Source organism: Saprospira grandis DSM 2844 (assembly GCF_000275825.1).
Classification (GTDB): Bacteria; Bacteroidota; Bacteroidia; order Chitinophagales; family Saprospiraceae; genus Saprospira; species Saprospira grandis_A.
In genome coordinates this window covers 3,699,298-3,721,714 of sequence record NZ_JH719942.1, presented here as the reverse complement: position 1 = coordinate 3,721,714, position 22,417 = coordinate 3,699,298, and the positions used below count along the sequence as shown (strand labels likewise).

At 46.2% G+C, this 22,417-nt stretch carries 20 protein-coding genes; 9 read left to right on the top strand and 11 right to left on the bottom strand.

The window, feature by feature from the left end:
• Positions 1-50: 50 nt before the first annotated feature.
• The 3 genes from SAPGRDRAFT_RS16625 to SAPGRDRAFT_RS23775 all read right to left on the bottom strand — a co-directional run bounded on the left by SAPGRDRAFT_RS16625 (position 51) and on the right by SAPGRDRAFT_RS23775 (position 1,977).
• Positions 51-1,046 (bottom strand): PorP/SprF family type IX secretion system membrane protein, encoded by a 996-nt coding sequence (locus SAPGRDRAFT_RS16625; RefSeq protein WP_002660443.1) that lies wholly within the window; start codon positions 1,044-1,046, stop codon positions 51-53.
• A gap of 287 nt (positions 1,047-1,333) precedes the next feature.
• A complete protein-coding gene (locus SAPGRDRAFT_RS16620) occupies positions 1,334-1,525 on the bottom strand; it encodes a hypothetical protein (protein WP_002660441.1) in 192 nt (63 codons plus the stop codon).
• Between the two features lie 326 nt (positions 1,526-1,851).
• On the bottom strand, positions 1,852-1,977 hold the full coding sequence (locus SAPGRDRAFT_RS23775) for a hypothetical protein (protein ID WP_002660440.1): 126 nt from the start codon (positions 1,975-1,977) through the stop codon (positions 1,852-1,854).
• A 266-nt stretch (positions 1,978-2,243) separates the two neighbouring features.
• On the opposite strand from SAPGRDRAFT_RS23775, the gene rlmN reads away from it, so the two are divergent.
• The 5 genes from rlmN (at position 2,244) to SAPGRDRAFT_RS16595 (ending at position 7,532) form a co-directional block, all read left to right on the top strand.
• Complete coding sequence (gene rlmN / locus SAPGRDRAFT_RS16615; protein WP_037350430.1) at positions 2,244-3,290, top strand: 23S rRNA (adenine(2503)-C(2))-methyltransferase RlmN; 1,047 nt, start codon at positions 2,244-2,246, stop codon at positions 3,288-3,290.
• A gap of 675 nt (positions 3,291-3,965) precedes the next feature.
• Positions 3,966-4,736 carry a superoxide dismutase gene (locus SAPGRDRAFT_RS16610; protein WP_253271354.1) on the top strand — a complete coding sequence of 257 codons (771 nt, stop codon included), beginning with the start codon at positions 3,966-3,968 and terminating at the stop codon, positions 4,734-4,736.
• Positions 4,737-4,742: 6 nt separating this feature from the next.
• Entirely contained in the window at positions 4,743-5,633 is an 891-nt protein-coding gene (locus SAPGRDRAFT_RS16605) for a M15 family metallopeptidase (protein ID WP_002660435.1), read from the top strand.
• Between the two features lie 116 nt (positions 5,634-5,749).
• Positions 5,750-6,478 carry a hypothetical protein gene (locus tag SAPGRDRAFT_RS16600; RefSeq protein WP_002660433.1) on the top strand — a complete coding sequence of 243 codons (729 nt, stop codon included), beginning with the start codon at positions 5,750-5,752 and terminating at the stop codon, positions 6,476-6,478.
• A 178-nt stretch (positions 6,479-6,656) separates the two neighbouring features.
• The gene (locus SAPGRDRAFT_RS16595; RefSeq protein ID WP_002660432.1) at positions 6,657-7,532 is read left to right on the top strand and encodes a hypothetical protein; all 876 of its coding nucleotides are present in this window, start codon (positions 6,657-6,659) and stop codon (positions 7,530-7,532) included.
• A gap of 657 nt (positions 7,533-8,189) precedes the next feature.
• Here SAPGRDRAFT_RS16595 and SAPGRDRAFT_RS16585 read toward each other — a convergent pair.
• The 7 genes from SAPGRDRAFT_RS16585 to cas1 all read right to left on the bottom strand — a co-directional run bounded on the left by SAPGRDRAFT_RS16585 (position 8,190) and on the right by cas1 (position 17,854).
• Positions 8,190-8,672 (bottom strand): hypothetical protein, encoded by a 483-nt coding sequence (locus SAPGRDRAFT_RS16585; RefSeq protein ID WP_253271353.1) that lies wholly within the window; start codon positions 8,670-8,672, stop codon positions 8,190-8,192.
• Positions 8,673-8,722: 50 nt separating this feature from the next.
• Complete coding sequence (locus SAPGRDRAFT_RS16580) at positions 8,723-13,678, bottom strand: hypothetical protein (RefSeq protein ID WP_002660428.1); 4,956 nt, start codon at positions 13,676-13,678, stop codon at positions 8,723-8,725.
• A gap of 186 nt (positions 13,679-13,864) precedes the next feature.
• On the bottom strand, positions 13,865-14,566 hold the full coding sequence (locus SAPGRDRAFT_RS16575) for a hypothetical protein (RefSeq protein ID WP_002660426.1): 702 nt from the start codon (positions 14,564-14,566) through the stop codon (positions 13,865-13,867).
• 4 nt (positions 14,567-14,570) lie between these two features.
• Complete coding sequence (locus SAPGRDRAFT_RS16570) at positions 14,571-15,191, bottom strand: hypothetical protein (protein ID WP_037350424.1); 621 nt, start codon at positions 15,189-15,191, stop codon at positions 14,571-14,573.
• A gap of 528 nt (positions 15,192-15,719) precedes the next feature.
• Positions 15,720-16,016 carry a CRISPR-associated endonuclease Cas2 gene (gene cas2, locus SAPGRDRAFT_RS16565; RefSeq protein ID WP_002660421.1) on the bottom strand — a complete coding sequence of 99 codons (297 nt, stop codon included), beginning with the start codon at positions 16,014-16,016 and terminating at the stop codon, positions 15,720-15,722.
• A gap of 17 nt (positions 16,017-16,033) precedes the next feature.
• Positions 16,034-16,822 carry a hypothetical protein gene (locus SAPGRDRAFT_RS16560; RefSeq protein ID WP_002660419.1) on the bottom strand — a complete coding sequence of 263 codons (789 nt, stop codon included), beginning with the start codon at positions 16,820-16,822 and terminating at the stop codon, positions 16,034-16,036.
• 15 nt (positions 16,823-16,837) lie between these two features.
• The gene (cas1, locus tag SAPGRDRAFT_RS16555) at positions 16,838-17,854 is read right to left on the bottom strand and encodes a CRISPR-associated endonuclease Cas1 (RefSeq protein WP_002660417.1); all 1,017 of its coding nucleotides are present in this window, start codon (positions 17,852-17,854) and stop codon (positions 16,838-16,840) included.
• Positions 17,855-18,253: 399 nt separating this feature from the next.
• Between cas1 and gcvT the strand changes: the two genes are divergently transcribed.
• Positions 18,254-19,360: a glycine cleavage system aminomethyltransferase GcvT gene (gene gcvT / locus SAPGRDRAFT_RS16550; protein WP_002660416.1), complete on the top strand. Its 1,107-nt coding sequence runs from the start codon at positions 18,254-18,256 to the stop codon at positions 19,358-19,360.
• A 61-nt stretch (positions 19,361-19,421) separates the two neighbouring features.
• Here gcvT and SAPGRDRAFT_RS16545 read toward each other — a convergent pair whose 3' ends face one another.
• Positions 19,422-20,366: an SPFH domain-containing protein gene (locus tag SAPGRDRAFT_RS16545; protein ID WP_002660414.1), complete on the bottom strand. Its 945-nt coding sequence runs from the start codon at positions 20,364-20,366 to the stop codon at positions 19,422-19,424.
• A 144-nt stretch (positions 20,367-20,510) separates the two neighbouring features.
• Between SAPGRDRAFT_RS16545 and SAPGRDRAFT_RS16540 the strand changes: the two genes are divergently transcribed.
• Genes SAPGRDRAFT_RS16540 through SAPGRDRAFT_RS16530 form a run of 3 tightly spaced genes read left to right on the top strand, consistent with a single transcriptional unit; the run spans position 20,511 to position 22,162 of the window.
• Positions 20,511-20,876 (top strand): c-type cytochrome, encoded by a 366-nt coding sequence (locus tag SAPGRDRAFT_RS16540; RefSeq protein ID WP_002660412.1) that lies wholly within the window; start codon positions 20,511-20,513, stop codon positions 20,874-20,876.
• A gap of 8 nt (positions 20,877-20,884) precedes the next feature.
• Positions 20,885-21,457: a GNAT family N-acetyltransferase gene (locus SAPGRDRAFT_RS16535; RefSeq protein ID WP_002660410.1), complete on the top strand. Its 573-nt coding sequence runs from the start codon at positions 20,885-20,887 to the stop codon at positions 21,455-21,457.
• Positions 21,458-21,499: 42 nt separating this feature from the next.
• Positions 21,500-22,162: a heme exporter protein CcmB gene (locus SAPGRDRAFT_RS16530; RefSeq protein WP_002660408.1), complete on the top strand. Its 663-nt coding sequence runs from the start codon at positions 21,500-21,502 to the stop codon at positions 22,160-22,162.
• The last annotated feature ends 255 nt before the right edge of the window (positions 22,163-22,417 follow it).

Sequence of the window (22,417 nt, the reverse complement as noted above, 5' to 3'; positions counted from 1 at the left end):
CCCTTTGGGCCACGGCTGCGCAGCGCTGGGCCAAAATGGCGCTTGGCCGTCTACAAGATAGGACAATTCTTTTTGCTAGGAAATTTGGGCAGGGGCCGCCAAATATAGACAAATAAGAGCTCAAAGCCCCCTTGGCCCAAAGTCGCTGGCTGAAAAGCGGAATAATTGACATCATAGCTCAGACCCAGCTCCCAATTATTTTGATATTGAATACCTAGGCGGGGCTGCCAGCTATCTTGGTAGCGCCAAGAGAGGCCAGTATACAGACTGAGTTCTCGGCCTGGGCGTTGGTCTAGGGCATAAAAAAAGAGCTGGCTACTGCTCCACTCCCGATAAGGCCCTTGTTCTTGGAACTGAAGGGCCGTCTGGGCCTTCCATTTTTGGCCCCAGCCATAGGCTAATTGGATATAATGCAATTGTCGGATAGGCAAATAGCGGTCGTCTTCGCCCAAAAAGCTCTGTTTAGGCTGATTGAGATGAAACAATCCTAGCCCCCATTTCAGCTGCCAATTTTTGCCCCGATAATTTAGGGCCAAACCAGCGCCTAGATCGCTAAATAAAAAGCTTTGGGCAGTAGCTAAAGCAGGTTCTTGCAGCGGCCAGCTGGGATCAAACTGATCGCCCTGAAACTGCTCATCAAAGCTAGCGCCCTTATAATTGAGAAAGCGCTGGCCGCCGCCCAAATAACCTCCTATATGTATGGACCAATTGGGACTTAGGGTTTCTGTTCGGGCCAAGCTCAGACGCAAGAACGATTGGCCCATACCCAAATCTCCAGCCTGATCGGCTTGGAGATAGAGGCCCCAATGAAAGCCCGCAAAAGCCTCTTTTTGCTCCCAACCCAGGCCCAAACTTTGGTAGGCCACCGGCACTGCCGACCATTGTTCTCGGAGCTGTAAATTGGCTCGGTAGCGGCCATCAAAGGCGCCCGTTTCTGCTGGAGAGGCGGTCCAAAAGCTTCGATCAAATTGACTAAAATGTACATCTTGGCCATAGAGCCAAGGCCCAAGCCCCCAAAAAAATATAAATAGGTAGAACTGTTTCATGCAAAGCCATTTTAAGAAGAACAAGGGTGGAAAAGGGGGCATTGGCCCAGCGCTGCGGAGGGGTGGCGCATAGCGCCAGACCCAGCGGGCAAAGCCCGCGCAGGGCCGAACAAACCTGTGAGCCCCGCAGCATAGCGGCGGCCAGCAAGGCTGGCCGCGGGCCCCAAAACACCTACTAAATATAATAAACTCCTTGAAAAAGGCGGATGCTCAGACTGGTTTGGGGCCAAAAAAAAGCCCTTGGCAAAGCCAAGAGCAAATATACTTACTTAAGAAACAGAATAAATTTAACGTTGACGGCCTTTGACGGCTTGGCTTGCCCAATGAGCATTCATTTGCCCAAAAGGCTGCTGCCGCTGCTTGCCCTGATCGAGGACCAAGGTAAGGCTTACGGCATGAGGCTGTAGAGCAGGAGCAGCCTGTGCTAGGCTGTTCGTTTTGGTAATGATTCCTGCTTGAAGAATACGCTGCTTGTTCATAATTTTCAGCTTTTGGGTGAAATAATATTTTGTCTAAAACTTCTTTTACATAAAATGCTATGGAAGTATAAGGGCTTAAAAGAACTTTTGTTAACTCGCTAAAGTCAAAAGCTAGGCCAGTTGTTTCATTTTTTTTTAGCTGGACCTCAAGCTCCTTATTATTAGGCGTTTAGAAAAAAGTTAAAGAAAACTCAAAAAAAGAAAGCGCCAAATTGACATTTAACCAGTTCGTTTGGCTGTCAATTTGGCGCTTGCGTAGACAAAAGCTAAATATATAGAAGATTGTATATTTTGGCGATTGCCTAAGCAAGCGCCGGGGCTTACTCTTAGAGCGGTTGCTGTTTTTTCCAACTTAGGTGAAGATGGCGCATAGCGGGATAGTGGGCAAAGCGTGGGCTTTGTCCGGCTAAGGCTGTGGCGCAATCCTGAATTAGGTTGGAGAAATAAAGCATAATTAATTTTTTGGGGGTGGTCCCGATAAATTACGATTGCCAAACTGCGGCGGATGGGATTCAGTTCCAAGCTTAGGGAAAGTTTTTCCTGCCAAGCTAGGTCCTAAATTACAAAAATCTATTTATCAACTATTTGTGAAAAACATTTTTTTTTCAAATAGGCCAAATAAAAGCTTCGGCCTTCTTATCTCTCCTCTAGAGTTAATCACTAAAAAGCTAGTCTGCCCCAAGAATAATCCGTACCTTTGGCCCTCAAATTTAATATAATGGGCATACAACAAGATATTCGATTATTAGAAATGGAGGACCTGCTCGCTTACTTTAAAGCGAAAGGCGCTCCCAAATTTAGAGCTAAACAAGTTTTTGAATGGCTGTGGAAAAAAGGCGCTCACAGCTTTGCCGAAATGACGAACCTCTCTAAAAAATTGCGCGAACAACTAGAGGAAGATTTCTGTATCCGCCCCATTAGCCTTGATATGGAGCAGCGCTCCAATGATGGCACCATCAAAAATCGCTTTCGTCTACATGATGGCCACCTCATCGAATCGGTCTTGATTCCTGTCCCTAGCCAAAACCGTTTTACGGTCTGTATTTCTTCTCAGGTGGGTTGTAGCCTGAGCTGTAGTTTCTGCGCCACGGGCAAAATGAAACGCCTGCGCAATCTAGATGCTCCCGAAATTTACGATCAGGTCCTTTTGGTCAACCGCCAGTGCGAGCAAACCTACGGCCACCCCATCACCAATGTGGTCTATATGGGCATGGGCGAACCCCTACTCGCCTACCGGCCCGTGCTTAAAAGTATAGAGCTGCTCACGGCGCCCTGGGCCCTAGATATGGCCCCTCGCCGCCTGACCATTAGCACGGCGGGCATCTCCAAAATGATTAAGCGCCTAGCCGATGATGGCATCCGCTCCAATCTGGCCCTCTCGCTACATGCTGCCGACGATAGTAAGCGAAATGAGATTATGCCCATTAATGAGCAAAACAACCTAGAGACGCTCATCGAGGCCCTACAATATTTTTATGAGCAGACCAAAGACAGCAAACTGACCTTTGAGTATATTGCCTTCAAGGATTTTAATGATAGCATAGAGGATGCCCAAAAATTACTGGCGCTCTGCCAACAATTGCCCAAGGTGAAGGTCAATATTATTGAGTATAATCCCGTGGAGGGCGTCACTTTAAGCAAGGCCGCTGCCGAAAAAATTGATCGTTTTTCAGAATACCTCAACCGCAGAGGGGTGCCTTGCACTGTCCGCCGTTCTAGAGGAAAAGATATTGATGCCGCCTGCGGCCAATTGGCCAATAAGTAGTTGTTTTTAAAGGGGTTTTGGGGCCTCCCGCAGCAAGCTGCGGGCGCTACGCTTTGGGGCTCGCAGGTCTGCTCGGCCCTGCGCAGGCTTCGCCTGCTTGGTCTGGCCTGACGGCCACCCCGCCGCATCGCTAGGCCAGTCGCTTCGCTCCTCTGCTGCCGCATCGGTTACTCCCTTTGGTCGTCGAGCTGCGGACTAAAGTCCTTGCTGTGGCCAGTCGCTTCGCTCCTGCTAAAGGCAATTAGCTATAGGCCGATGGTTAAGGCCATTGGTCCAAAAGGATCAAAACTTTGGTTTTGGTCCTTTTTTTAGGCCCAATTGTTAATTAAGAGCCCTAACGGGGCTTATTATTTAATAGCCATGAGCTAGCTTTTTAGTTGCTTTTTAGGTCTAGCAGGCGGCGGAGCCGCCGCAGGCTGAGGGATGGACAAGGGGGCGGCGAAGCCGCAGACCGAGCAAAATGAGCGTAGCGAAATTTTGCGAAGGGCCGAGCAGACCTGCGAGCCCTGACACAGCCCGACCCGAGCGAAGCGAGGGGCAGCCCCAAAAAAAAGAAAACTTAAAGGCTTTAATTTTTCGGATATATCCTGTATAATGAGAGCGGAAACTTAAGGCCTAGAAATAAACATAGCTAGACCAAAGACATTATGTATATAACCAAAACAACTCTATCTAATGATGAATAAAAGAACATTTTTGAAGCGTTCGGCCACTTTGGCCTTGGGCGCTAGTTTGAGTCCCTTATTTTTGCAATCTTGTCAGGAAGAGGGGCCAAAAAAAGAGGGCGAGCCCAAAAAAGAAGAGGCGGCTGTGGGTTTAGCTGAATTTGTATTGCCGGCTTTGCCCTATGCGGCTGATGCCCTTTTGCCTCATATTGATACGGAGACCATGAACATTCATCATGGCAAGCATCATGCGGGTTATGTAAAGAAATTGAATGCGGCATTGGCGGAGCATCCCTTGCAGAAAGAGGCCAATAATTTGGAGGACCTTTTGGGTCGTTTGGAAGATAAGGAGGAGCATACGGCTTTGCGTAATAATGGTGGTGGGCACTACAACCACAGTTTATTTTGGACCAATATGAGCCCAGAAGGCGGAGGAACTGCAGAGGGCGAATTTGGGCAAGCGTTGGCTCAGGCCTTTGGTTCTTTTGAGAACTTTGCCAAAGAATTTAAGGCGGCGGCGGCTAGTCGATTTGGATCGGGCTGGGCTTGGTTGGCGGTAAATGCCAAAAAAGAACTATATATTTGTAGTACGCCCAATCAAGACAACCCCTTGATGGGAAAAATTGTAGAGCAGGCTGGTCAGCCTATATTGGGTTTAGATGTTTGGGAGCATGCTTACTACCTCAACTATCAGAACCAACGAAAAGCGTATATTAACTCTTTTTTCAATATCATTAACTGGTCGGCAGTGAGCCAAAACTGGTCAAACATCGTTAAATAAGAGAGATTGAAAAAGAGAATAGTTAGCGGACTGTGGGGGTTTGGGTTATTGGTAGCCTGTAGTCCTCCGGTTGGTCCGGAAGAGGACAAGCAGCCTCAAGAATTAATTCAGTCTGTCATAGACAGCAGTGCAGAAAAAGAAGAACAAGACAGCCTTAGCCTTTTGGAGCAATTGGACAGCAGTGGGTTGCGGATATCGCCCAAGGCTAATGCGGAAGAACGCGCCAAAATTATGGAAATCATTAGCAAGGAATACCTGATGGGCCAATTTAATCCGGCCACCGACCAACGTTTTGAGCGGATAGAGCGTCAGTATTTGGTCTATCCAGATCGAAAAATCTTTATTCGGAAGGAGGCCATGGCCAAATTTAAGGAGATGCGAGCTCGGGCCAAGGAAGATGGGATTGTGTTAAAAATCATGTCGGCTACCCGTCCATTTAATGTACAAAAAGCCATTTGGGAGCGAAAATGGCGGGGGGAGCAAAGAGTAAATGGAAAATTTGTTCCTCAGGATGCGCCAAAAAAAGCCAAGGCCGAACAAATTTTGGAGTGGAACTCTATGCCGAGTACTTCGAGGCATCATTGGGGGACGGATATTGACATAAACAACATTAACCCAGCCTATTGGCTCAAGGGGCAGGGGGAAAAAGAGTATGCTTGGTTGCTGGCTCATGCTGCTGAATTTGGCTTTTGTCAGGTCTATTCTGCGGGTCGTCCGTATGGTTATCAGGAAGAAAAATGGCATTGGTCTTATATTCCTTTGGCTAAAGAGTTCACAAATCAGTACAAAAAGTACATTAAGGATCAAGACATCCATGGATTCTTAGGGGCCGAGGCGGCAGCAGAGATTGAAGTTGTTAAAAAGTATGTGCTGGGAATCAACCCAGACTGCCTTTAAAATAGCTTGATGAACTTGTTGTCGGCCAGCCCAATTGTCAAAATATAAAAAGCCCTTATTGCCAAAATCAAGGTGCTTTCATTTACAAACAAGTTCATTTAAAAGCTTAACCTAAGATGCTTTCAGAAAACGACATCCAACAACTAGAAGACTATCAGTACAACCGCCTTTCCTCTAGCGAGCGCAAAGCCGTTGAACAGCAGATGAAGAAAGACCCAGTCTATAAAAAAGAGGCCAAGGCCTACCTTCGTCTTTACCAAGGCTTTCAGATTGACAAGCTAAGCCGCGATATGCAGCGTTGGGACCAAGAGCAGGCGGCGCCCAAATTTTTCCAGCTAAAGCATTTGCTGTTAGCTGCCAGCGTTTCGCTTTTTATAGCGGTGGGAGCCTACCTCTTTCAGCAACAAAATAGCAGCCCTGCCAACTATGCTCACTTTTATGAGGCCTACAAGCCTCTAAACATTGATAATAGAGGGGGAAAAGCGGACCTAGACAGCCAGCTCATCTGGGAGGCCCAAAAGCTATATAAAGGAAAGAAATATGCTCAGGCGATACCTCTTTTGGCCCAATGTCTAAAGGTAGACTGCCAAATTATGCTAGGCGTTGCTCTACTAGAAACCCAAAAAGAAAATGAGGCAAAAGCCATTTTTCGGGAACTTAGTCGAGAACAATCTATTTCTTTAGAAAAACAGCAGATTGCAAGTTGGTACTTGGCACTGACTTTGGTAAAAACAGAAGAGTGGACCGCAGCCGAAAAAGAATTGGAGCATTTGCTACGTACTGCAAAAGAAGGTTACTATATTGATCAGGCGAAAGCGTTAAAGGCTCGGATAAAAGCCCAATAAGTCGCTTAGGTCCTTAACTAAAATTGTTGATCTGTAGATTTTTTTTTATCTTTACTGTTAAACAATGCTTTTGGCCTTAACTCATTAATTGAGTGCTAGCGACTATTTCGGACAAAGCTTATGCAGTTTGCGGGTCGCCAAAAAAATTCAATTGCAAAGTAAAACACCAATCTATTCTATGAGAAATCTTCGCCTCCCTAAAGAGTTAAAGCTTTTTGCGCTGATTGCTCTGTTGCTCGTCATGATTGTCGATAGCGCAGATGCCCAAAGAAGACGCAAAAAAGGCAAAAATAGTGGCCGTTTGGAAATCATGGAAAATCTCCCTGAGTTTTTCGTAAACGACAACCGCCTACCTGATTACCTCAAAATGGTATATCGCCGCGATGCGACTCGCCTAGCCCTTCGTTTGATTGACCGTGAGCAGCGGATGTCTAAGCAAACGATTATTGTTCCTGAAGAATTGGTCCAAGCTATTTATAATGCACTGGTGGCGGTTCGCCTAAGTGATTATGGGGCTATTGAAGATATTACGGCGAAGTACTATGTGCGCAGCTTCCCACAGCCCAATGTGGAGAATATCATTTTGCTTGCCGAGCATGATGCTGAGTGGTTGGAGCCGCTCAAGCGCCGTGCAGATACTACGGCTAGCCCTAGTATCAATAATATTATCCGTAAGTACAATCTAGTCATGACCAATATGGTTTATCTGGATGAGGAGCGCGCAGGTCTTGTTTTGCAGTCTCGCGAGTTTATCAATATGGCGGCTTTGGCCATGAAGTTCTATACGGAAGAAGGGATTGGTTCTATTGAAGAGACGCTACCTTATGGAGATGGCAATGACATTAGCATTGAGCGAACTAAAGAGGGCTGGGACTTGGTTTATAGTGTAAAGTTTGGCAACTGTGTCAACCAATGTCAAAAGGTTCATCGCTGGGAGTTTTCCATAAATGAAGGCGGCGAGGTCTCTTATAAGGGCGACAAGGGGCATACGATTCCGCCTTGGTTGAGCCCAACGGCAGAGGCTAAAAAATATCCGGATGTCTTAAAGAATTAAGATTTTTCTAAAAAAGCTATTGAGTACTGCTCAGTAGCTTTTTTTTTGCTAGTTATTGATCTGCTGATTGTCATAATTGTTTGTTTTGGGGCCCGCGGCCAGCTTTGCTGGCCGCCGCTATGCTTCGCGGCTCGCAGGGCTGCTCGGCCCTGCACAAAACTTCGCTAGCGCTCGTTTTGCTTGGTCTGGCCTTCGGCCACCGCTGCGCAGCGCTGGGCCAAGAAAAAAGCGAAACTTGCCTTGGGGGCAGGTTTCGCTTTGCGCAGAAGAAAGATGCGGCCCGCCAGCCTGCGAGATTCCTCAGGGCATCTTCTGGGCGGGGATGAGGCGCTCAGGGAGGAATACGCTCTTATTCGTACTACAGGCCCGAAGGGCCGCAGGCAATAGCCAGATTTAAACGCACTCACTTTTATAGTTTGCAGCAATTTCCCGCTAGTCGGCCCTATTTTTCTCGACCATAGCGAAGGCTATGCCCTTAAAAAATAGCTGGCCTAGCCAAAAATTCATAGCAAACTACGGCCAAAGCAGTGCGATAAAATCTGGCTGAGGGATAGTAGGCAGTGGCCCGCAGGGCCAGACCAAGGAGCATAGCGACGCAGGGCCGAGCGAGCAGCGAGCTGCCGCATAGCCCGACCCGGCTGAAAGCCGGGGCAGCCCCTAATAATAGTTAATATAATACAGGAAAAGGCCCGTTAGCTGGCCAAAAAGGCTTGTGAGGCTACTATTGAGTTTTCCTTGGAGCAATTCTTCATAGCTTTGGCCATTTTTGGTTGGCTGTTTGGCGGCCATTAAGGCCCTAATTTTTTTGCGGGCTTGTGCGTACTGCTGCCAGCTATACCAAGCCAAATAAATGGCTAAGACAAAGGGGAAGCTTTGCGTTAAATCGACCTCCCAATAATTAAAAATCTGGACCGTAATCGGCAGCATAATAGAGCCCTGAATCAAGGCCGCCAAAAACTCTATGCCTTGGATCAGCAAAGTATTTTCGCTAAACAACTTACGGTCTCCGGTTTTAACAAAAGGAAGTGCCAAGAGCAAAAGCATAAAGCTAAAGACAACCTTAATCAGTAGTGCTAATAAATTGCTAAAGACAGAAATGGCCAAAAGGCTAATAAAATAGGCAAATATAAGTTGGAGCATTTTAGGCTGTGTTTGGGCCAAAAAAAAGGGGGCCAAAGCCCCCCTATACATTAGAATGCCGAATTGGCACGTAGGCGGAACTGAGAATACATTCCAGAGTTTCCGGCCTCAACGGAATAAGTTTTGCCATTGATTTTCACCTTAGCAAACTTTCGTTTCAGGCCAGCCACGGCATTGTTATACTCGGGTTTAGAAGAAGCCGTAGTGAGTACGCCATTGGTATATTGGAAATAGTACCATTCTCCGTTGGGAGAAACAAAGTAAATATTGAGCACATCGCCTCTAGCGGGGTCCATTTGCACTTCTATTGCTCCTTTGACGATTTGGCCAATATGGGTACCCATCATAGAAGCCAGCTGCAATCGGCCATTAGAGACAAAAGACTGTGTTTTGGGGCTCCACTTCATAATCATCTGAGAGAAGAAAAGCGTATGTTTTAAATCTTTGGGCAAGACGAGGCGGTTATCATTGGCCACTTTTTTCCATAGCTTATCAAAGGCTTGGTTTTCTGGGACAAACTCCTTGAGTCTAGATTTAAAAGAACGGTTACGTACACTAGTATACAGGATTTCCTCGATAGTTTCCTCATTAGACTGTAAATCTTCAATGATGAGGTTGGCCAATTGATCGGGGAGGTAGAAATCCATCAAGGAAGCCATATCGAAGCGGAACTCCGACTCTTTATTGAGGAAAAAGCTAAAGTCGCCATAAGACTGAATGCTAATGGGGGGCATTTCGGGATTTTTAAAGCCACCATCTAGGTTAAAGCTACCGACTGCTTCTACTTTTGCGTTTTTCTCTGAAACCGTCATGAGGTTACCGAGCGTATCGGGGTTCATTACCTTGAGTGAATCGCCAAACATATACATTTGTTTGAACTGATGGAACTTAATTAGGCCTCGGGCTTCAAAGATTCCTCGGTCTTTGACGGTTCTTTTGGGGGCTAAAATAGAGGGGTAGAGATAGAGCGAGTCCATACCTAAGTAAAGGCCAACATAAAGGGCCTCTCCTTCTGGGTTGATGGGTAGATCATAGTCAATGGCTACATTCTTCTTATCAATTCGGGCATCAATACCAAACCACTGCGGGCGGGGAATGACCGAAGAGGTCAGTTTGGCAAAGCCTCTAAAGGTGAGGTTTTTAGATTCTGCGCTCATCTCCACATCTCCTTTAAATCGGGTACGGCGGTCGAGGTAAAAGCTATCTTGTTCCTCTAAGACACCGCTACCAAAGGTAATAAACTGGGCCTCATTTTGTTTTACACGGATGTTATCAAACTTAATTTTTTGGTCCTTAAAATTGTCTACATTAAATTCTAAGAAGCCATCGGCGGTATACTCTCGCTTACTAATAATGTTAATGGTAGCATCTAGAATTTGGTGATTTTGGTTAAAGGTATCGGCTACAATTCTAGAGCTATCTAGGGTACGCATATGGGCATGTCCTTCAATTTCGATATGTTCATTGATAGGATAAACAAAGGCATCGGCTACTCGGATATACTCTACGCCATCTACCTGCAGCAGGCCGGTATTGAGGTCATAATCTGCTGATTTCCCCATAAAGTAGAGAGAATCTTGGCTTTCCTCGGTGGCCAAGAAAAAGCCTGCTTTACCTTCGGTGGCATCAATATGAATATTGCGTTTATCCATATCCCAGTGGAAACGGTCCAAGGAGGTTTTGTAGGAGTTATAGGGTAGGTCGGTACTGAGGTCTTTTTCTCGCGCAATAAAGTCGCCTGTTCGTTTATCAAAATCGACCACTGCCTCTACATTATTGTTATCAAAGGCAAAGGCCACCTCTCCTTGCTGCTTGATCGAAACGGCTGTGGAGGGCGAAGTCACGCTATTTCGTCCAAACTTAAAGTCTCCGCCGGGGTTGGACTTTAGGGTAGCTTCATCCCATTCAAAGATTCCTCTACCCAACAAGCCGTTGGGGGTTAAGTTTAGCGAGCCATCTAGGACATATTCTCCATTTTCAAAGAACTGAAAAGGCACGCCTTCTTCCATATCCGACTCAATATACATAGAGTCGCTATAAGGGGCCCAATCAATAAATACGGATTGTCCATCTACTTTGGGAAATTCTACGCCATCAATCACTTCTTCTTCTAGGGCAAAGTCTTTTACGCTATCGGCCACAAAGCGCTCGGGCAAGAGCTCGATATACTCAGAGGAGATGGTGGCCCCCAAGTAGTCAAGGGTACCATTGGCCAAAAAGCCTTGGTTACTAATTCCGAAGGCGCCTTTAAACTGGCCTTTTCCTTTTCCTGGATCTTCTCTTAGGTAAATGGGGTAACCTTCCTCTCCGGGGGTTTCTGACTCAAAGCCCAAGGAAAGGTCTAGATACATAATCTTTAGCGGTTCATAAATCTTCGGAAAGATATCGGCAGGAGTCAAACAACCTCGCAAGCGCAAGTTATCCGAGTCATAATCCTTTAGGGTGTGTATCTCAAAGTTTGGATAAACCTGATAATAGAAATCTTCTTGAGGATAAACCTGCTCGCCATAAATTTCATTCAGGCGGCTTTGCCGCTCAAAATAGACATAGGCCGTATCGCTGACAAAGACAGAGGGCATATCGGGCGGGCTCTCTTGCTTACCCGACTTATTACTAGGGGCATCAATAGATAATACGCCCTTGGTGTTTCTCAACTGATTATTGATGAGTAGGGTTTTCTTAGAGGGTTCTCCCTCATCGGTAGTTGCTCTAGCATTACTATTAAAGCCAGCATAAGAGCCCGAGGAGTATTTTTCTCGCTCATATACATAAAAGTCAATGAAGTCAATACTATCCATAGCCACCTCATAACTTTCATAGAAGAAACGGAAGTTTTGCCCCGTAAACTTGAGCAAGCCCGCTTCCATGACGCCATTAAAGAGCATATCTTTATTGGCCAACATTTCTACCTTTTGCTCTAAAGGAGATACATAAACCTGCTGACTATCAGAAAGGGTAAAAGAAATAACCCCCATGGTTTCCATGCTCTGATCTTTGAGGTTAAAGGTAGCATTAGAAGAGCGTTTCTTGGCCTTTGAAGGGACCGATTTAATCTTAATTTGGTCGTAGTTGTGTACATTAAAGTCACTTCTGCGGGCCGATTCCTTATAATGAAATAGCTTTTTACGCAAAACGATCAAATCATCCTCTGGGTCATAGGTAATAAAACCATCGGCAATCATTTCCTGAATCAAGGTAGAGCCATTGTCTCGATTGTGTGAAGGCGAACGAACATCATTGATAAAGTCCCAATAGTAATAAGCATCTATCATTCCCTGAGAAAATACAGAGGGATACCCCTTCTCAAACTGCTTCCAGTCGTTATAGCTTCTAATGACCTTAAATTTAGGGTTCTTCTTTGCTTTCTGGATAGTTTTGCAATCCATAATGTGCAGTTTTTCCATCCGCTTATCCAACATCCCCAACAAAAACTCTGGGGGCAATCGCTTGCTGTCATCTACCTGTAGGGTCAATTCCATATCCCAATTGGCCAATTCATCATCTGGACATTCGCCGTTGGCGCGTTGCTCCAAACTACTGCCCAGGGCCTCCGAAATCAAGGCAAATTTAATAATCGGGTTGATGGTCCCAATCAATTGGTATTTGTGCATCACATCATCATCAAAGTACTCATCAGAGGTAACTTCCATGTTCTCTTTGTTGTCGCCCAATTCCATTTCATCACTATCTAGCTGCCAACGAATAGAGTTGGTCCGCATCTCTCCATCTTGCAAGGAGTTGTAAAAAGGTACCTTAGAGGTCTTGTCTCTTCCTCGATCCAAACTGAGGTACTTCTTCTGGATGTCATAACGCATAGAAATATTTGGGTGGTAAATAGAGTCTATCCCGTTCTCTGTCTCAAAATAAATACTCACCTCCGCAGAATAAGACTCTACTTTCTGCCCCTTGGCAATATCAAAAGTCTCGGCAAAAGCCCGTACCACTAAGTCGCCTTTGCTATTCGTAATCTCAATAACCGAACGGTTGTTCTTATCTCCATACCCCCGCACGTAGTTTCCCTCTAGCTTAAATCCTCCCCGATAATCAACTCCCTCTCCAATGTCATCAATGGCTACCCGCTTAGAACTAGAGTAAAAACGAGGGTAAGATAGATTGGCCGGCTGCCGAGTCCCCTCCTTTTTCTTGCCCGTTTCCTCATCTTTATAGGTATATACTTCTGAGCGTCTCGAAATCCGATCCTCGAAAATCCCCACCATCGGCTCCTTAAATACCGAAGGATAAATTAAGGTAGAACTATCTACTTTATAAGAGGTTTGCTTGGCCAAAATATCATAATCCGAAATCTCACAACGGGCATCTTCTGCCCCCTCCTGCCGCCAATGAACAACTCCTGACTCGCCTTCCCATACCGCATCTTTTCGCAAAGGATAATAAACTCCAGAAGCCTCCTCTATGGTCAAAGAATCATTCTTGTTAAAACAATATAAGGTGGTATTTTTATACTGTATCCCCAGCTCGTTATCCTCAAATTTAATCACAAAGTTCCGGCTTTCAGCCTTCCAAGTATGGCTACCTCGACTCACTTTGTAGAGGTTGTTTTCAATCCAAAACCCTAAAGACCACTTGAGGTAGTTCTCAAATAGATAGTTGTCCCGAATCTCTTTGCCCTCCAATACTTTCAAGGAAATCTCAATCCAACGATCAAAGTATTTTTGGGTCAAACCATCATCTTCCGCAAAAGATACAATGGTCTCTAATAAGGGCCGAATGTAGTTGTATCGCTTCATTTTTAAGCCCACCATCTGGTTGGTTAGCTTCAAAAATCCCTCATAATGCTGCTCCGTTACCCGCCGCTCTTTAATCGCTTTCTTAAAACGCTTGAGCGTCTGCTCACAGTCGTCCCGCTTAAATTGAGTCAATACATCCTCAATTTCCTTATATAATTTATCCCGATCTGCCGACTCAAAAGGGTCGGTGTTTACCCCCTGCGCCCAAAGACTACCCACTAAAAATAGCAGCCCCATCAATACCGTTAATTGCTTCATCTCTTTTTTATTTTTTATTTTTTTTGGGGCCTCCGCTGCGGCTTCGCCTTGCGGCGCTACGTTTCGCAGCTCGCAGGTCTGCTCGGCCCTTCGGCAGCTTCGCTGCCTTGGTCTGGCCCTGCGGGCCACTGCTGCACATCGCTAGGCCAGTGGCCCCCTTCCCTGCCCAAAATTATAGGTTTATGTTTAGTGAATCAGCTCCCTCAAGGGAATCAAATCCAAATAATTGACAATCGCTTTTTCTTCACTCAAATAACAATAATACGTCAATGCCCATAAAGGCCCCAAATAATAGAGCAGATACCCAAAATCTTTTTTATTAAAATAATATAATCCAAAAAACAATACCCCCGCCGCAGCCGATAAGATAAACCCCAAATCAACAAATACCCCTCCTTTTGCCCAACCCAAAAGCGTATAACTCAAACCAATTAGCCCAAAGCAATGGGCCAAAAAATAGAGCCATAAAGGAGACATCAAGAGGGCCGGCCTCGGTTGCCGAACCAAATTGCTCAGAGGCAGAAATAAAGCCGAAAACAACAAACTAGCCGTGGCCCACAAAATGGCCCGGTCCAATGCCGGCCAAGCCCAATACCAAAATAAGGCCGCTAGCAACAAAATAAAATGCCCCAGCAGTTGCGGCCCCGTCCAAATCCAATAACGGTCAAAACTAGGCCGCTTAATAAAAACCGATAAGCCCCGCCAACTGGTCCAAAGCAAAAAGGCCAGCAAATATAAATATACTAGCTCCGGATGAGCTACCCCCCAAGAACTATGTAGCTGGCGACTAGCTTCCATCAAAAAGAAAAAGAGCAGGTCCAACAACAAGACAGTCATCAAGTTGCTGCGCTCTTCCTCTTCTTCCCAATAATCTAAAAGACTAGTCATCTAATTATTTGTTGGCGGTCTTTTTATTAGAAAACCGACGCAGAAAACTCTCTTTATAGCCCAAACTCAATAAGGCGTTCCGAAATTTCTCTACCTCTACGGCCTGAAAACTAGGGTTCAATAGGCCAAAGGATAAACGATAATGCCCATTGGCATAACTGATGTGCAACTGCTTGGCCATGTCTTCACGCCAAGCTGCCTTGGCCTGCAACTTAGAGATATCCAAAAAGCGATCTGCCGAAAACTGTAGGCTATGTGTGAGCGCATCTCCATTTACCGACTCAAATAAGACGTCTTCTTGCACAATATAGGCCTGCTTAAAACCAGATTTTTTGACCAAAGCCAGTACTTTGGCCGCTGTGGCCTTGCCCATGTACTTGCCTAGGTATACCCGAGTTAGGCCCTTATCCGTTGGCTCAAAACTAAGCACCCCATATTTGGCTAAGGGCGCAAATACACTGCTGTCTATCGCCTGACTCATAGCGGCAATACGCAGCTTATAGGTCCCCTTTACAATTTGCGCTTTTACGGCAGTTTGCCCAAAGCATAAAAGGGCAAAAACAGTCATGAATAATCTAATACTCTGCATAAATTTATTTAAGTAACTGAAAAAATGATTGATCATTTTAAGGTACAGCTTTTTTATTGGACCCACAATAGTTTTTAGTTTCCTTTAAAGGGGATGCCCCTGCTCTGCCCCAGATTCAATTAGGCATTTTCTAAGCTAATTTACTCCTATCAACTAAGTAAAAAAGAGCCAAGGCGGTACCGCCTTGGCTCTAGTGAAAAGAAATGGTTCTGTATTCTACTGAAGTTTTGACCTTTAGCTTTTGGTCCATAAAACGCCCCCCCAAACGTCCCCCGAAGGGATTCCTTAGGGAATCCCGAGGAGGGGCGGGTGGGCGGGGTCGTCATCACGGATGAGGAGCGAAGCGACGAATGCCATTTTAAGGGAGCAACTAGCGGCCAAAGAAGAGCGCCCCAAGAAGAAATGAAGGTGGAGCGGCCCAGCGCTGCGGAGGGGTGGCCGTCAGGCCAGACCGAAGGCGAAACGAAGTGTAGCCTGAAGGGCCGAACAGACTTGTGAGCCCCGCAGCATAGCGGCGGCCGAGCTAGCCGAAGGCTAGCCGGCCGCGGGCCCCAAAACCATAAATTACAATAAAATAAATAGCAGTTCATCTAATAAACGGCGGAGGTCTTCCGATTCTCCGGCCCAGACCATTTCCTCTATGCTTTGCTTGCGGATAGGAAAACAAATGAGGCTATCTTGAGGCAGGGCCTCGGGGTGATGCAACATCAGTTGTTGGAGGTCGGCCCTGAGTTGGCGGATTTCCTCTAGCAGCATATTGGGGGCAAAAAAGACCGACTTTTGTAGGCGTTCGGCCCCTTGGCGCTGCAATAATTTGCAAACGGCCAGCCGCAGCCGATTAGAAGAAATATCGTAGGACATAATGTAGTGACTTTTCTTCATCGGGCTCTAAACATGGTGTAGGTAACAAAAGCAATAGTCACGCAAACCATAAAGACAATGACCAATTGATAAAAATTCCAGCGTTCTTGGTCCATGCGTTGTTGTTGTTGTTGTTGCGGTTCTATCTGCACCCTTTCTAATCTTGGAGCTGCTGCGGCAGCCTGTTCTTCCTTTTGCTTTCTCTTTTTTTGCCAATAATCCTGTGCATCTTTAGGACTAATTTTTTCGGGAGAAGCCTTAGGCTGCCTCAAATCTTCCTGATGGGCGGCCAACTGGCTTAGCTCATCGGTGGAGAGGGCCTCAGGGTGCAGTTCGTGCCTTTCAGTAGGATAGCGCAAAAGGACATCGGAATTGGCTTGAGCATAGACCCAATAGCGCACCCCGCCATGTCCGCTACAGGCGCCCCTTCCTTTGAGGTCCTGTTGTTCTTCATCCATACAAATACAGCCTAGGCGTTTTGTTCTATCGGGTTCGGGGCGATTGGACTGCACATATTTGGGTGTAGCTGGAGCTGTTTTGGGTTGATCGGCAGCTGGGGCGGCTGGTCGTTCTTTTTCCAAGTCGGAAGAGCGCAGCTCTTCTTCCCAGGCATCGGCCTCTATAGAATCGATTCGGGGGTAGGCCTCTTTTTCGGGGCCTTTATTTAGGGCCAATGGAGCAGTAGAAGTCTGGGGTTCCTCCATCCATTCGCCGACCTCCCAGAGGAGCAGAGGCGTTCCGCCCAAGGTACTTAGGCCCAAAAAATAGCTCAGCAGCTTCCACCAGTCTAGTTTAAATGTTGACATTTGTATGTAGTTTGGTTAAAAATCGAGGGTTTTCAGATAGCTAGCTAAGCTTTGGAGGCCTAAGTCTATCTGGGTTTTTCTTTTTCTTTTTTGGTCCTGATAAACAGAGCGTTCTTCAAGATGGCCCAACATGGCGGCAATCACCTTTTTCTTGCCAGAGGGGGCTAGGCGAATGCCCTCTCGGATAGAGCGTTCTTCAAAATGCTGTTGGGGATCTAAGCCTTTTTCGAAGACCAATTGCAGGGCGGTCCATTCGGCCCAGTGCCGATAAATTTCGATACAATCAAAGACCAGGGTAGGCCGATTATAACGGTCGGTATGCAAGACGCCCATATAGGGATCTAGGCCTGCTTTGATGAGGCTGAGTTCGACCAAGGGATAGAGCATTCCATACAAATAATTGAGCAGGGCATTAAAGGGATCGTAGGCGGGGCGGCGCATACGGCCAGCAAAGCCCCATTTTTCGGGCAAGACTCTGGCAAAGGCCTGAAAATAAGTTCGGCTAGCGCCGCCCTCCCAGCCTCTAAAAGAGGCTGCTAATTCTTTCAAATTGGCTCGGGGAGAAATGGGGAGTTTCTCCCATCTTTGGATCAGTTTGCTTAGGGATTTTTGGTCCTTGACAAAATTGCTTTGGCCTTGTTTGTCTTTGCGGGCGTAGGGTTGCTCTTGCAAAAGCTCTAGGATAGTGAGTTGATTTTGGGCTCTTTGCCGCAATTGGTCTCGCACCCAATCCATACCCAGCGGATGGTCGGCAAAGCGGGCTTGCTTTTTTCTGACTGTAGAGATAGATCCATATTGGCCCGACCAGAGATAGCCCTGCGAGCGGCCCATCTGATCGGTAAAGACCATAGGAATATTATGAGAGAGGGCCAGAAGAATGGCATCACTACTAATGCGCACCCCTTTGGTTAGAAAGATACAATTGATTCGCTGACAAGCGATTGCACGGCCTTCTGAGTGCTTGGGTTTGAACCAAAACATGCCATTTTCTACGCCTAAAAAGGCCCCGTATGAGTCTAAATATAATTGCATGAGTTGAAGGCTTTCGAAAAGCATGCAAAAACATAAAGTACTGAATATCAGTACGAAAAGTAAAAACAACTCATCAAAAAATGATAGTTATTATATATAATTGATAGAATTTCGAAAAGGACGCCTTTGGCCCAGCGCTGCGGAGGGGTGGCCGTCAGGCCAGACCGAAGGCGAAACGAAGTGTAGCCTGAAGGGCCGAACAGACTTGTGAGCCCCGCAGCATAGCGGCGGCCAAGCTAGCCTTCGGCTAGCTGGCCGCGGGCCCCAAAACAGCAGAAAAGAAAAAATTAAAGGGGAAGAGAAGCTCGGCAAAAACATAAAAACTTGTAGTTTCGTGCTGCAAAAACAAACAACCTATACAGCAGGCAGCTTTAGGGCTGCGCAACAAAACTATAGATCATGAAAAAAACAGCCTTACACCACATCCATGAAGAACTTGGGGCCAAGATGGTTCCTTTTGCAGGTTATGACATGCCCGTTTCTTATGCGGGAATAAAAGCCGAGCATTTGGCCGTACGTTCCTCTGTTGGTGTTTTTGACGTTTCGCATATGGGCGAATTTATTCTGCGCGGAAAAGAGGCGCTAGATTTGGTCCAATGGGTGAGCTCTAATGATGCCAGTCGTTTGGAGCTGGGCGATGTGCAATATAGTTGTCTGCCCAATGAAGAAGGGGGAATTATTGACGACTTTTTGGTTTATCGTTTGGGGGAGGACCAATGCGCTGCTGGCGAGCAAGCCTTTATGTTGGTGGTCAATGCCTCGAATATGAAAAAGGATTGGGATTGGTTGCAATCTCAAAATCGCTTTGACTGTGAGCTCATTGATATTTCGGATAGAACGACTTTATTGGCCGTGCAGGGTCCCAAAGCGGTGGAGGCCTTGCAGTCATTGACTGAAATTGCCTTGGGTGAGATGAAATACTATAGTTTTCAGAAAGGAAAATTTGCTGGCTTAGAAAACGTATTGGTTTCGGCAACGGGTTATACGGGAGCTGGTGGATTTGAGATTTACATTCGCAATGAAGATGCGGAAGCCCTTTGGGCCGCTATTTTTGAGGCTGGAGCTGCTTATGATATTCAGCCCGTGGGTTTGGGTGCTCGCGACAGCCTCCGTTTGGAGATGGGCTATTGTCTTTACGGCAATGACATTGACGACAGCACCTCTCCTATTGCGGCGGGTTTGGGTTGGATCACCAAATTGCAAAAAGGCGATTTTGTGGGCAAGGAAAAGATTGCGGCGGTTAAGGAAAACAAGCCTACAGAAAAGCTTTATGGATTGGTTATGGAGGGGAAACGTCCGGCCAGGCAAGGCTATTTGGTTTATTCTGTAGAGGGAGAAGAGATTGGGCGGATTACTTCTGGTGGCCCCTCTCCTAGTTTAGGAAAATCTATTGCCTTGGCTTATATTCAAGCCCATTGGGCCAAAAAAGATACTGAAGTTTTGGTAGAGATTAGAGGCAAGCGTTTTGCGGCCAAGCTGCAGCGGCCTCCATTCTGGAAGGGCTAAACAAGAAAAGCGGATCAGGGAGTTAGCTCCTTGATCCGCTTTTGTATTTCCTAGTATTAGGCTAGTGTTTTTTCTCTGCTTTTTTGATGGCCTCTTCTTCTAGAGAAGAGATTTTCAGCTTATTGAGGTTATCGCTCAATTGGGTACCTTCCATAATTTGTTGTTGGAGGCCAGAGAGCGTACCTGGGCTATAAGGCACCAAAATAGAGGCATTTTTCTCTCCAATTTCCTTAACGGTATCATAATGTTGGGTGAGCAGTACAAACTGCATAATTTCGGAGGGAGAGACATCGCTAAGGGTATTGCTAAAGTCTTCTACTGAATCGGCAAAACCTTTAATGATGGCCAGACGTTGTTCGGCTACCCCTTCCCCTTGCAGGCGTTTAGATTCTTTTTCGGCTTCGGCATCTTTAATCTTAGAGATTTTGCGGCCTTCGGCATCTTCTGCAATGGCTTCTTTATTTCGGCGGGCGGCATTGATGCGGTTCATGGAATCTTTGACCAATTGGTCGGGGTCAATATCTGTGATTAGGGTTTTGACGATGCGGTAGCCATATTTTTCCATATGTTCGGCTAGTTCCATACGGACTGCCGTAGCGATATCATCTTTGCGAGCAAAAACATCATCTAGGTCCATTTTGGGCACCTCGGCACGGACCACATCAAAGATATAGGAAGAAATTTGGTTATAGGGATTATCTAGTTCATAATAGGCCTCCTTTACTTTGGTATCCATCACTTGGACGTGCACCGAAGCCTGTAGCTTGACAAATACATTATCCTTGGTTTTGGTCTCAATTTGCACCTCCATTTGCTGGATCTTGAGGTTAATTTGTTTACTGACCTTATCTAAGAAAGGGATCACAAAGTTGAGCCCGGGGTGCAAAATTCGATTATAGCTTCCCAAACGCTCTACAATATGGGCAGAGCGTTCTCGGACCATTTTAAATGAAGAGAAGAGAACATATAAAATAAGGCCTAAGGCGATTAAGGGGATAAATTCCATACTTCTAGTTTGTATTGGTTCTAAAAAAGAAATCGGGGCTTGCTTTTGTGCTATCTTGCACATACAATATAAGGTAAAAAGTCTTATTAAGGGTTCAGCTTTAGAGCTAAAAAACATATTTTCCAGCTATCAAAAATGTAAATTATGAGCAAAAGACTAATTATCAGCAGTTTGTTCCTCGCCAGCATGTTTATGGCCTGTGGGGGCCCCAACAACAACAGCAACAACGGCAGTAGCAGCAGTAGCAGTAGTAGCAGCAGCACAAAAACGCCCGCCAAACCCAAAGCCGTTAATGGAGCGATGGTATACAAGAAAAACTGTGTAGTTTGTCATGGGGCCAATGGTCGCATGGCCTTGAATGGCGCCAAAATTCTTCCCGAATCAACCCTAACACTAGAGGAGCGCATTATGCAGATCAAAAAAGGGAAAGGCGCCATGCAAGCCTATGAGGGTGTACTTTCTGAGGCGGCCATCAAGGCGGTAGCCGAATATACTATGAAATTTAAATAAGTCATTTTATGCTTTTTGAGCTTGAAAGCCAGCGTTTGGGCCTCACCCAACTGAGCAGTGAATATGCCGAGCAGGTACAGGAGTACTTGGTTCGAAATCGTTACTTTTTTCAGCGCTATATGCCGCGCTGGCCCCAAGCTTTTTGTCAAATAGAAGAGATTCAGAAGCGCCTGAATGAAGAAAAATGGCTGTATCAACAGCGGCGCTTTATTCGCTATTATATCTTTCATCGGAGCGACAGCCAAAAAAATCGCATCATTGGCGATATTTCTTATAGCCACTTTATTTATGGGGCCATGCGCTCTTGCTTTTTGGGCTATAAGGTAGACCAGCAGTTTAATAATTTGGGCGTGGCCACAGAGGCCCTAAAACTAAGCAATCCCCATATTTTGCAGCGCTTTGATTTGCAACGCATAGAGGCCCATATTATGCCCCAAAACAAGGGCTCCAGACGCCTAATCGAAAAACTGGGCTTTGCGCTAGAAGGAACCGCCAAACAGTTTATTTGCATCAATGGAAAATGGGAGGACCACTGCCGCTATGCTTTTGTCAAAGGCCTAAATGAAGAAGAATTTTGCTAATTTTTTGGCGGCTTGCGCTCCCTTTTTACTAATTTCGCCCCCATGAATATCTTGCAACAAACTTGGGCCCTGATTAAGAAAGATGCCCGCATCGAATGGAGAAAGCGACAAGCTATTGGTGGCATTCTGCTCTATGTTTTATCCACTACTTTTGTGGTCTATAGCATTGTGGGCGAAAAAACCTCTGGGGTGGTTTGGGCAGCCCTCTATTGGATTATCGTGCTTTTTGCCTCGGTCAATGCGGTGGCCAAAAGCTTCGTGCAAGAAAACCAAGAACGACAGCTTTATTATTATTCTTTGTTACAGCCCACGGCCCTCATTCTCTCCAAAATTTTCTACAATACGCTCCTGCTTTTTGTAGTTTGCCTTTTGTCCTATGGCAGTTTTTCGCTCATTATGGACAATCCCATCCGCTTTCAAGGCCTCTTTTTTCTCCTGATGTTTTTAGGCAGTCTCGGCTTTTCTATTGCCTTTAGTTTTGTGGCCGCTATTGCCGCCAAGGCCCAGCAGGCCGCCACCCTGATGGCCATTCTCAGCTTTCCAATCGTCATCCCGATCCTAATGACCCTACTGCGCCTTAGCAAAATTGCCCTGGGCCTAATGACCGACACGATGTATTATAAAGACATTTTCATCCTTTTGGCCATTGATCTCATTTTGGGCAGTATTGTCTTACTCCTCTTTCCCTTTCTTTGGCGAGATTAGTTCCTTTTTTGGGGCCTGCCGCCTGCGGCGGCCGGGCCCTTTCAGGGCTCGCAGGTCTGCTCGGCCCTGCGCCAGCAAGCTGGCTAGGTCTGCCGCTGCGCGGCCCCCTTGCAGGCCCCTAGGCCAAGTCGCTTCGCTCCTTTGCGGCGGCTTCGCCGCCTGCTAGCTGTGGCTGCAGGTTGAAACCCGCAGCCATACAACAACCCCATTCTGCATCTATAGTGCGGAGAGGATTAAAATCCTCTACCGCTTTGA

Bases quoted from the DNA above. Each gene is read 5' to 3' on its own strand.
- SAPGRDRAFT_RS16595 (WP_002660432.1), top strand. From the start codon at position 6,657: ATGAGAAATCTTCGCCTCCCTAAAGAGTTAAAGCTTTTTGCGCTGATT.
- SAPGRDRAFT_RS16575 (WP_002660426.1), bottom strand. From the start codon at position 14,566: ATGACTAGTCTTTTAGATTATTGGGAAGAAGAGGAAGAGCGCAGCAAC.
- SAPGRDRAFT_RS16530 (WP_002660408.1), top strand. From the start codon at position 21,500: ATGAATATCTTGCAACAAACTTGGGCCCTGATTAAGAAAGATGCCCGC.
- rlmN (WP_037350430.1), top strand. From the start codon at position 2,244: ATGGGCATACAACAAGATATTCGATTATTAGAAATGGAGGACCTGCTC.
- SAPGRDRAFT_RS16620 (WP_002660441.1), bottom strand. From the start codon at position 1,525: ATGAACAAGCAGCGTATTCTTCAAGCAGGAATCATTACCAAAACGAAC.
- SAPGRDRAFT_RS16540 (WP_002660412.1), top strand. From the start codon at position 20,511: ATGAGCAAAAGACTAATTATCAGCAGTTTGTTCCTCGCCAGCATGTTT.
- SAPGRDRAFT_RS16570 (WP_037350424.1), bottom strand. From the start codon at position 15,191: ATGATCAATCATTTTTTCAGTTACTTAAATAAATTTATGCAGAGTATT.
- gcvT (WP_002660416.1), top strand. From the start codon at position 18,254: ATGAAAAAAACAGCCTTACACCACATCCATGAAGAACTTGGGGCCAAG.
- SAPGRDRAFT_RS16535 (WP_002660410.1), top strand. From the start codon at position 20,885: ATGCTTTTTGAGCTTGAAAGCCAGCGTTTGGGCCTCACCCAACTGAGC.
- cas1 (WP_002660417.1), bottom strand. From the start codon at position 17,854: ATGCAATTATATTTAGACTCATACGGGGCCTTTTTAGGCGTAGAAAAT.
- SAPGRDRAFT_RS16610 (WP_253271354.1), top strand. From the start codon at position 3,966: ATGATGAATAAAAGAACATTTTTGAAGCGTTCGGCCACTTTGGCCTTG.
- SAPGRDRAFT_RS16545 (WP_002660414.1), bottom strand. From the start codon at position 20,366: ATGGAATTTATCCCCTTAATCGCCTTAGGCCTTATTTTATATGTTCTC.
- SAPGRDRAFT_RS16600 (WP_002660433.1), top strand. From the start codon at position 5,750: ATGCTTTCAGAAAACGACATCCAACAACTAGAAGACTATCAGTACAAC.
- SAPGRDRAFT_RS16625 (WP_002660443.1), bottom strand. From the start codon at position 1,046: ATGAAACAGTTCTACCTATTTATATTTTTTTGGGGGCTTGGGCCTTGG.
- SAPGRDRAFT_RS23775 (WP_002660440.1), bottom strand. From the start codon at position 1,977: ATGCTTTATTTCTCCAACCTAATTCAGGATTGCGCCACAGCCTTAGCC.
- cas2 (WP_002660421.1), bottom strand. From the start codon at position 16,016: ATGTCCTACGATATTTCTTCTAATCGGCTGCGGCTGGCCGTTTGCAAA.
- SAPGRDRAFT_RS16580 (WP_002660428.1), bottom strand. From the start codon at position 13,678: ATGAAGCAATTAACGGTATTGATGGGGCTGCTATTTTTAGTGGGTAGT.
- SAPGRDRAFT_RS16560 (WP_002660419.1), bottom strand. From the start codon at position 16,822: ATGTCAACATTTAAACTAGACTGGTGGAAGCTGCTGAGCTATTTTTTG.
- SAPGRDRAFT_RS16585 (WP_253271353.1), bottom strand. From the start codon at position 8,672: ATGCTCCAACTTATATTTGCCTATTTTATTAGCCTTTTGGCCATTTCT.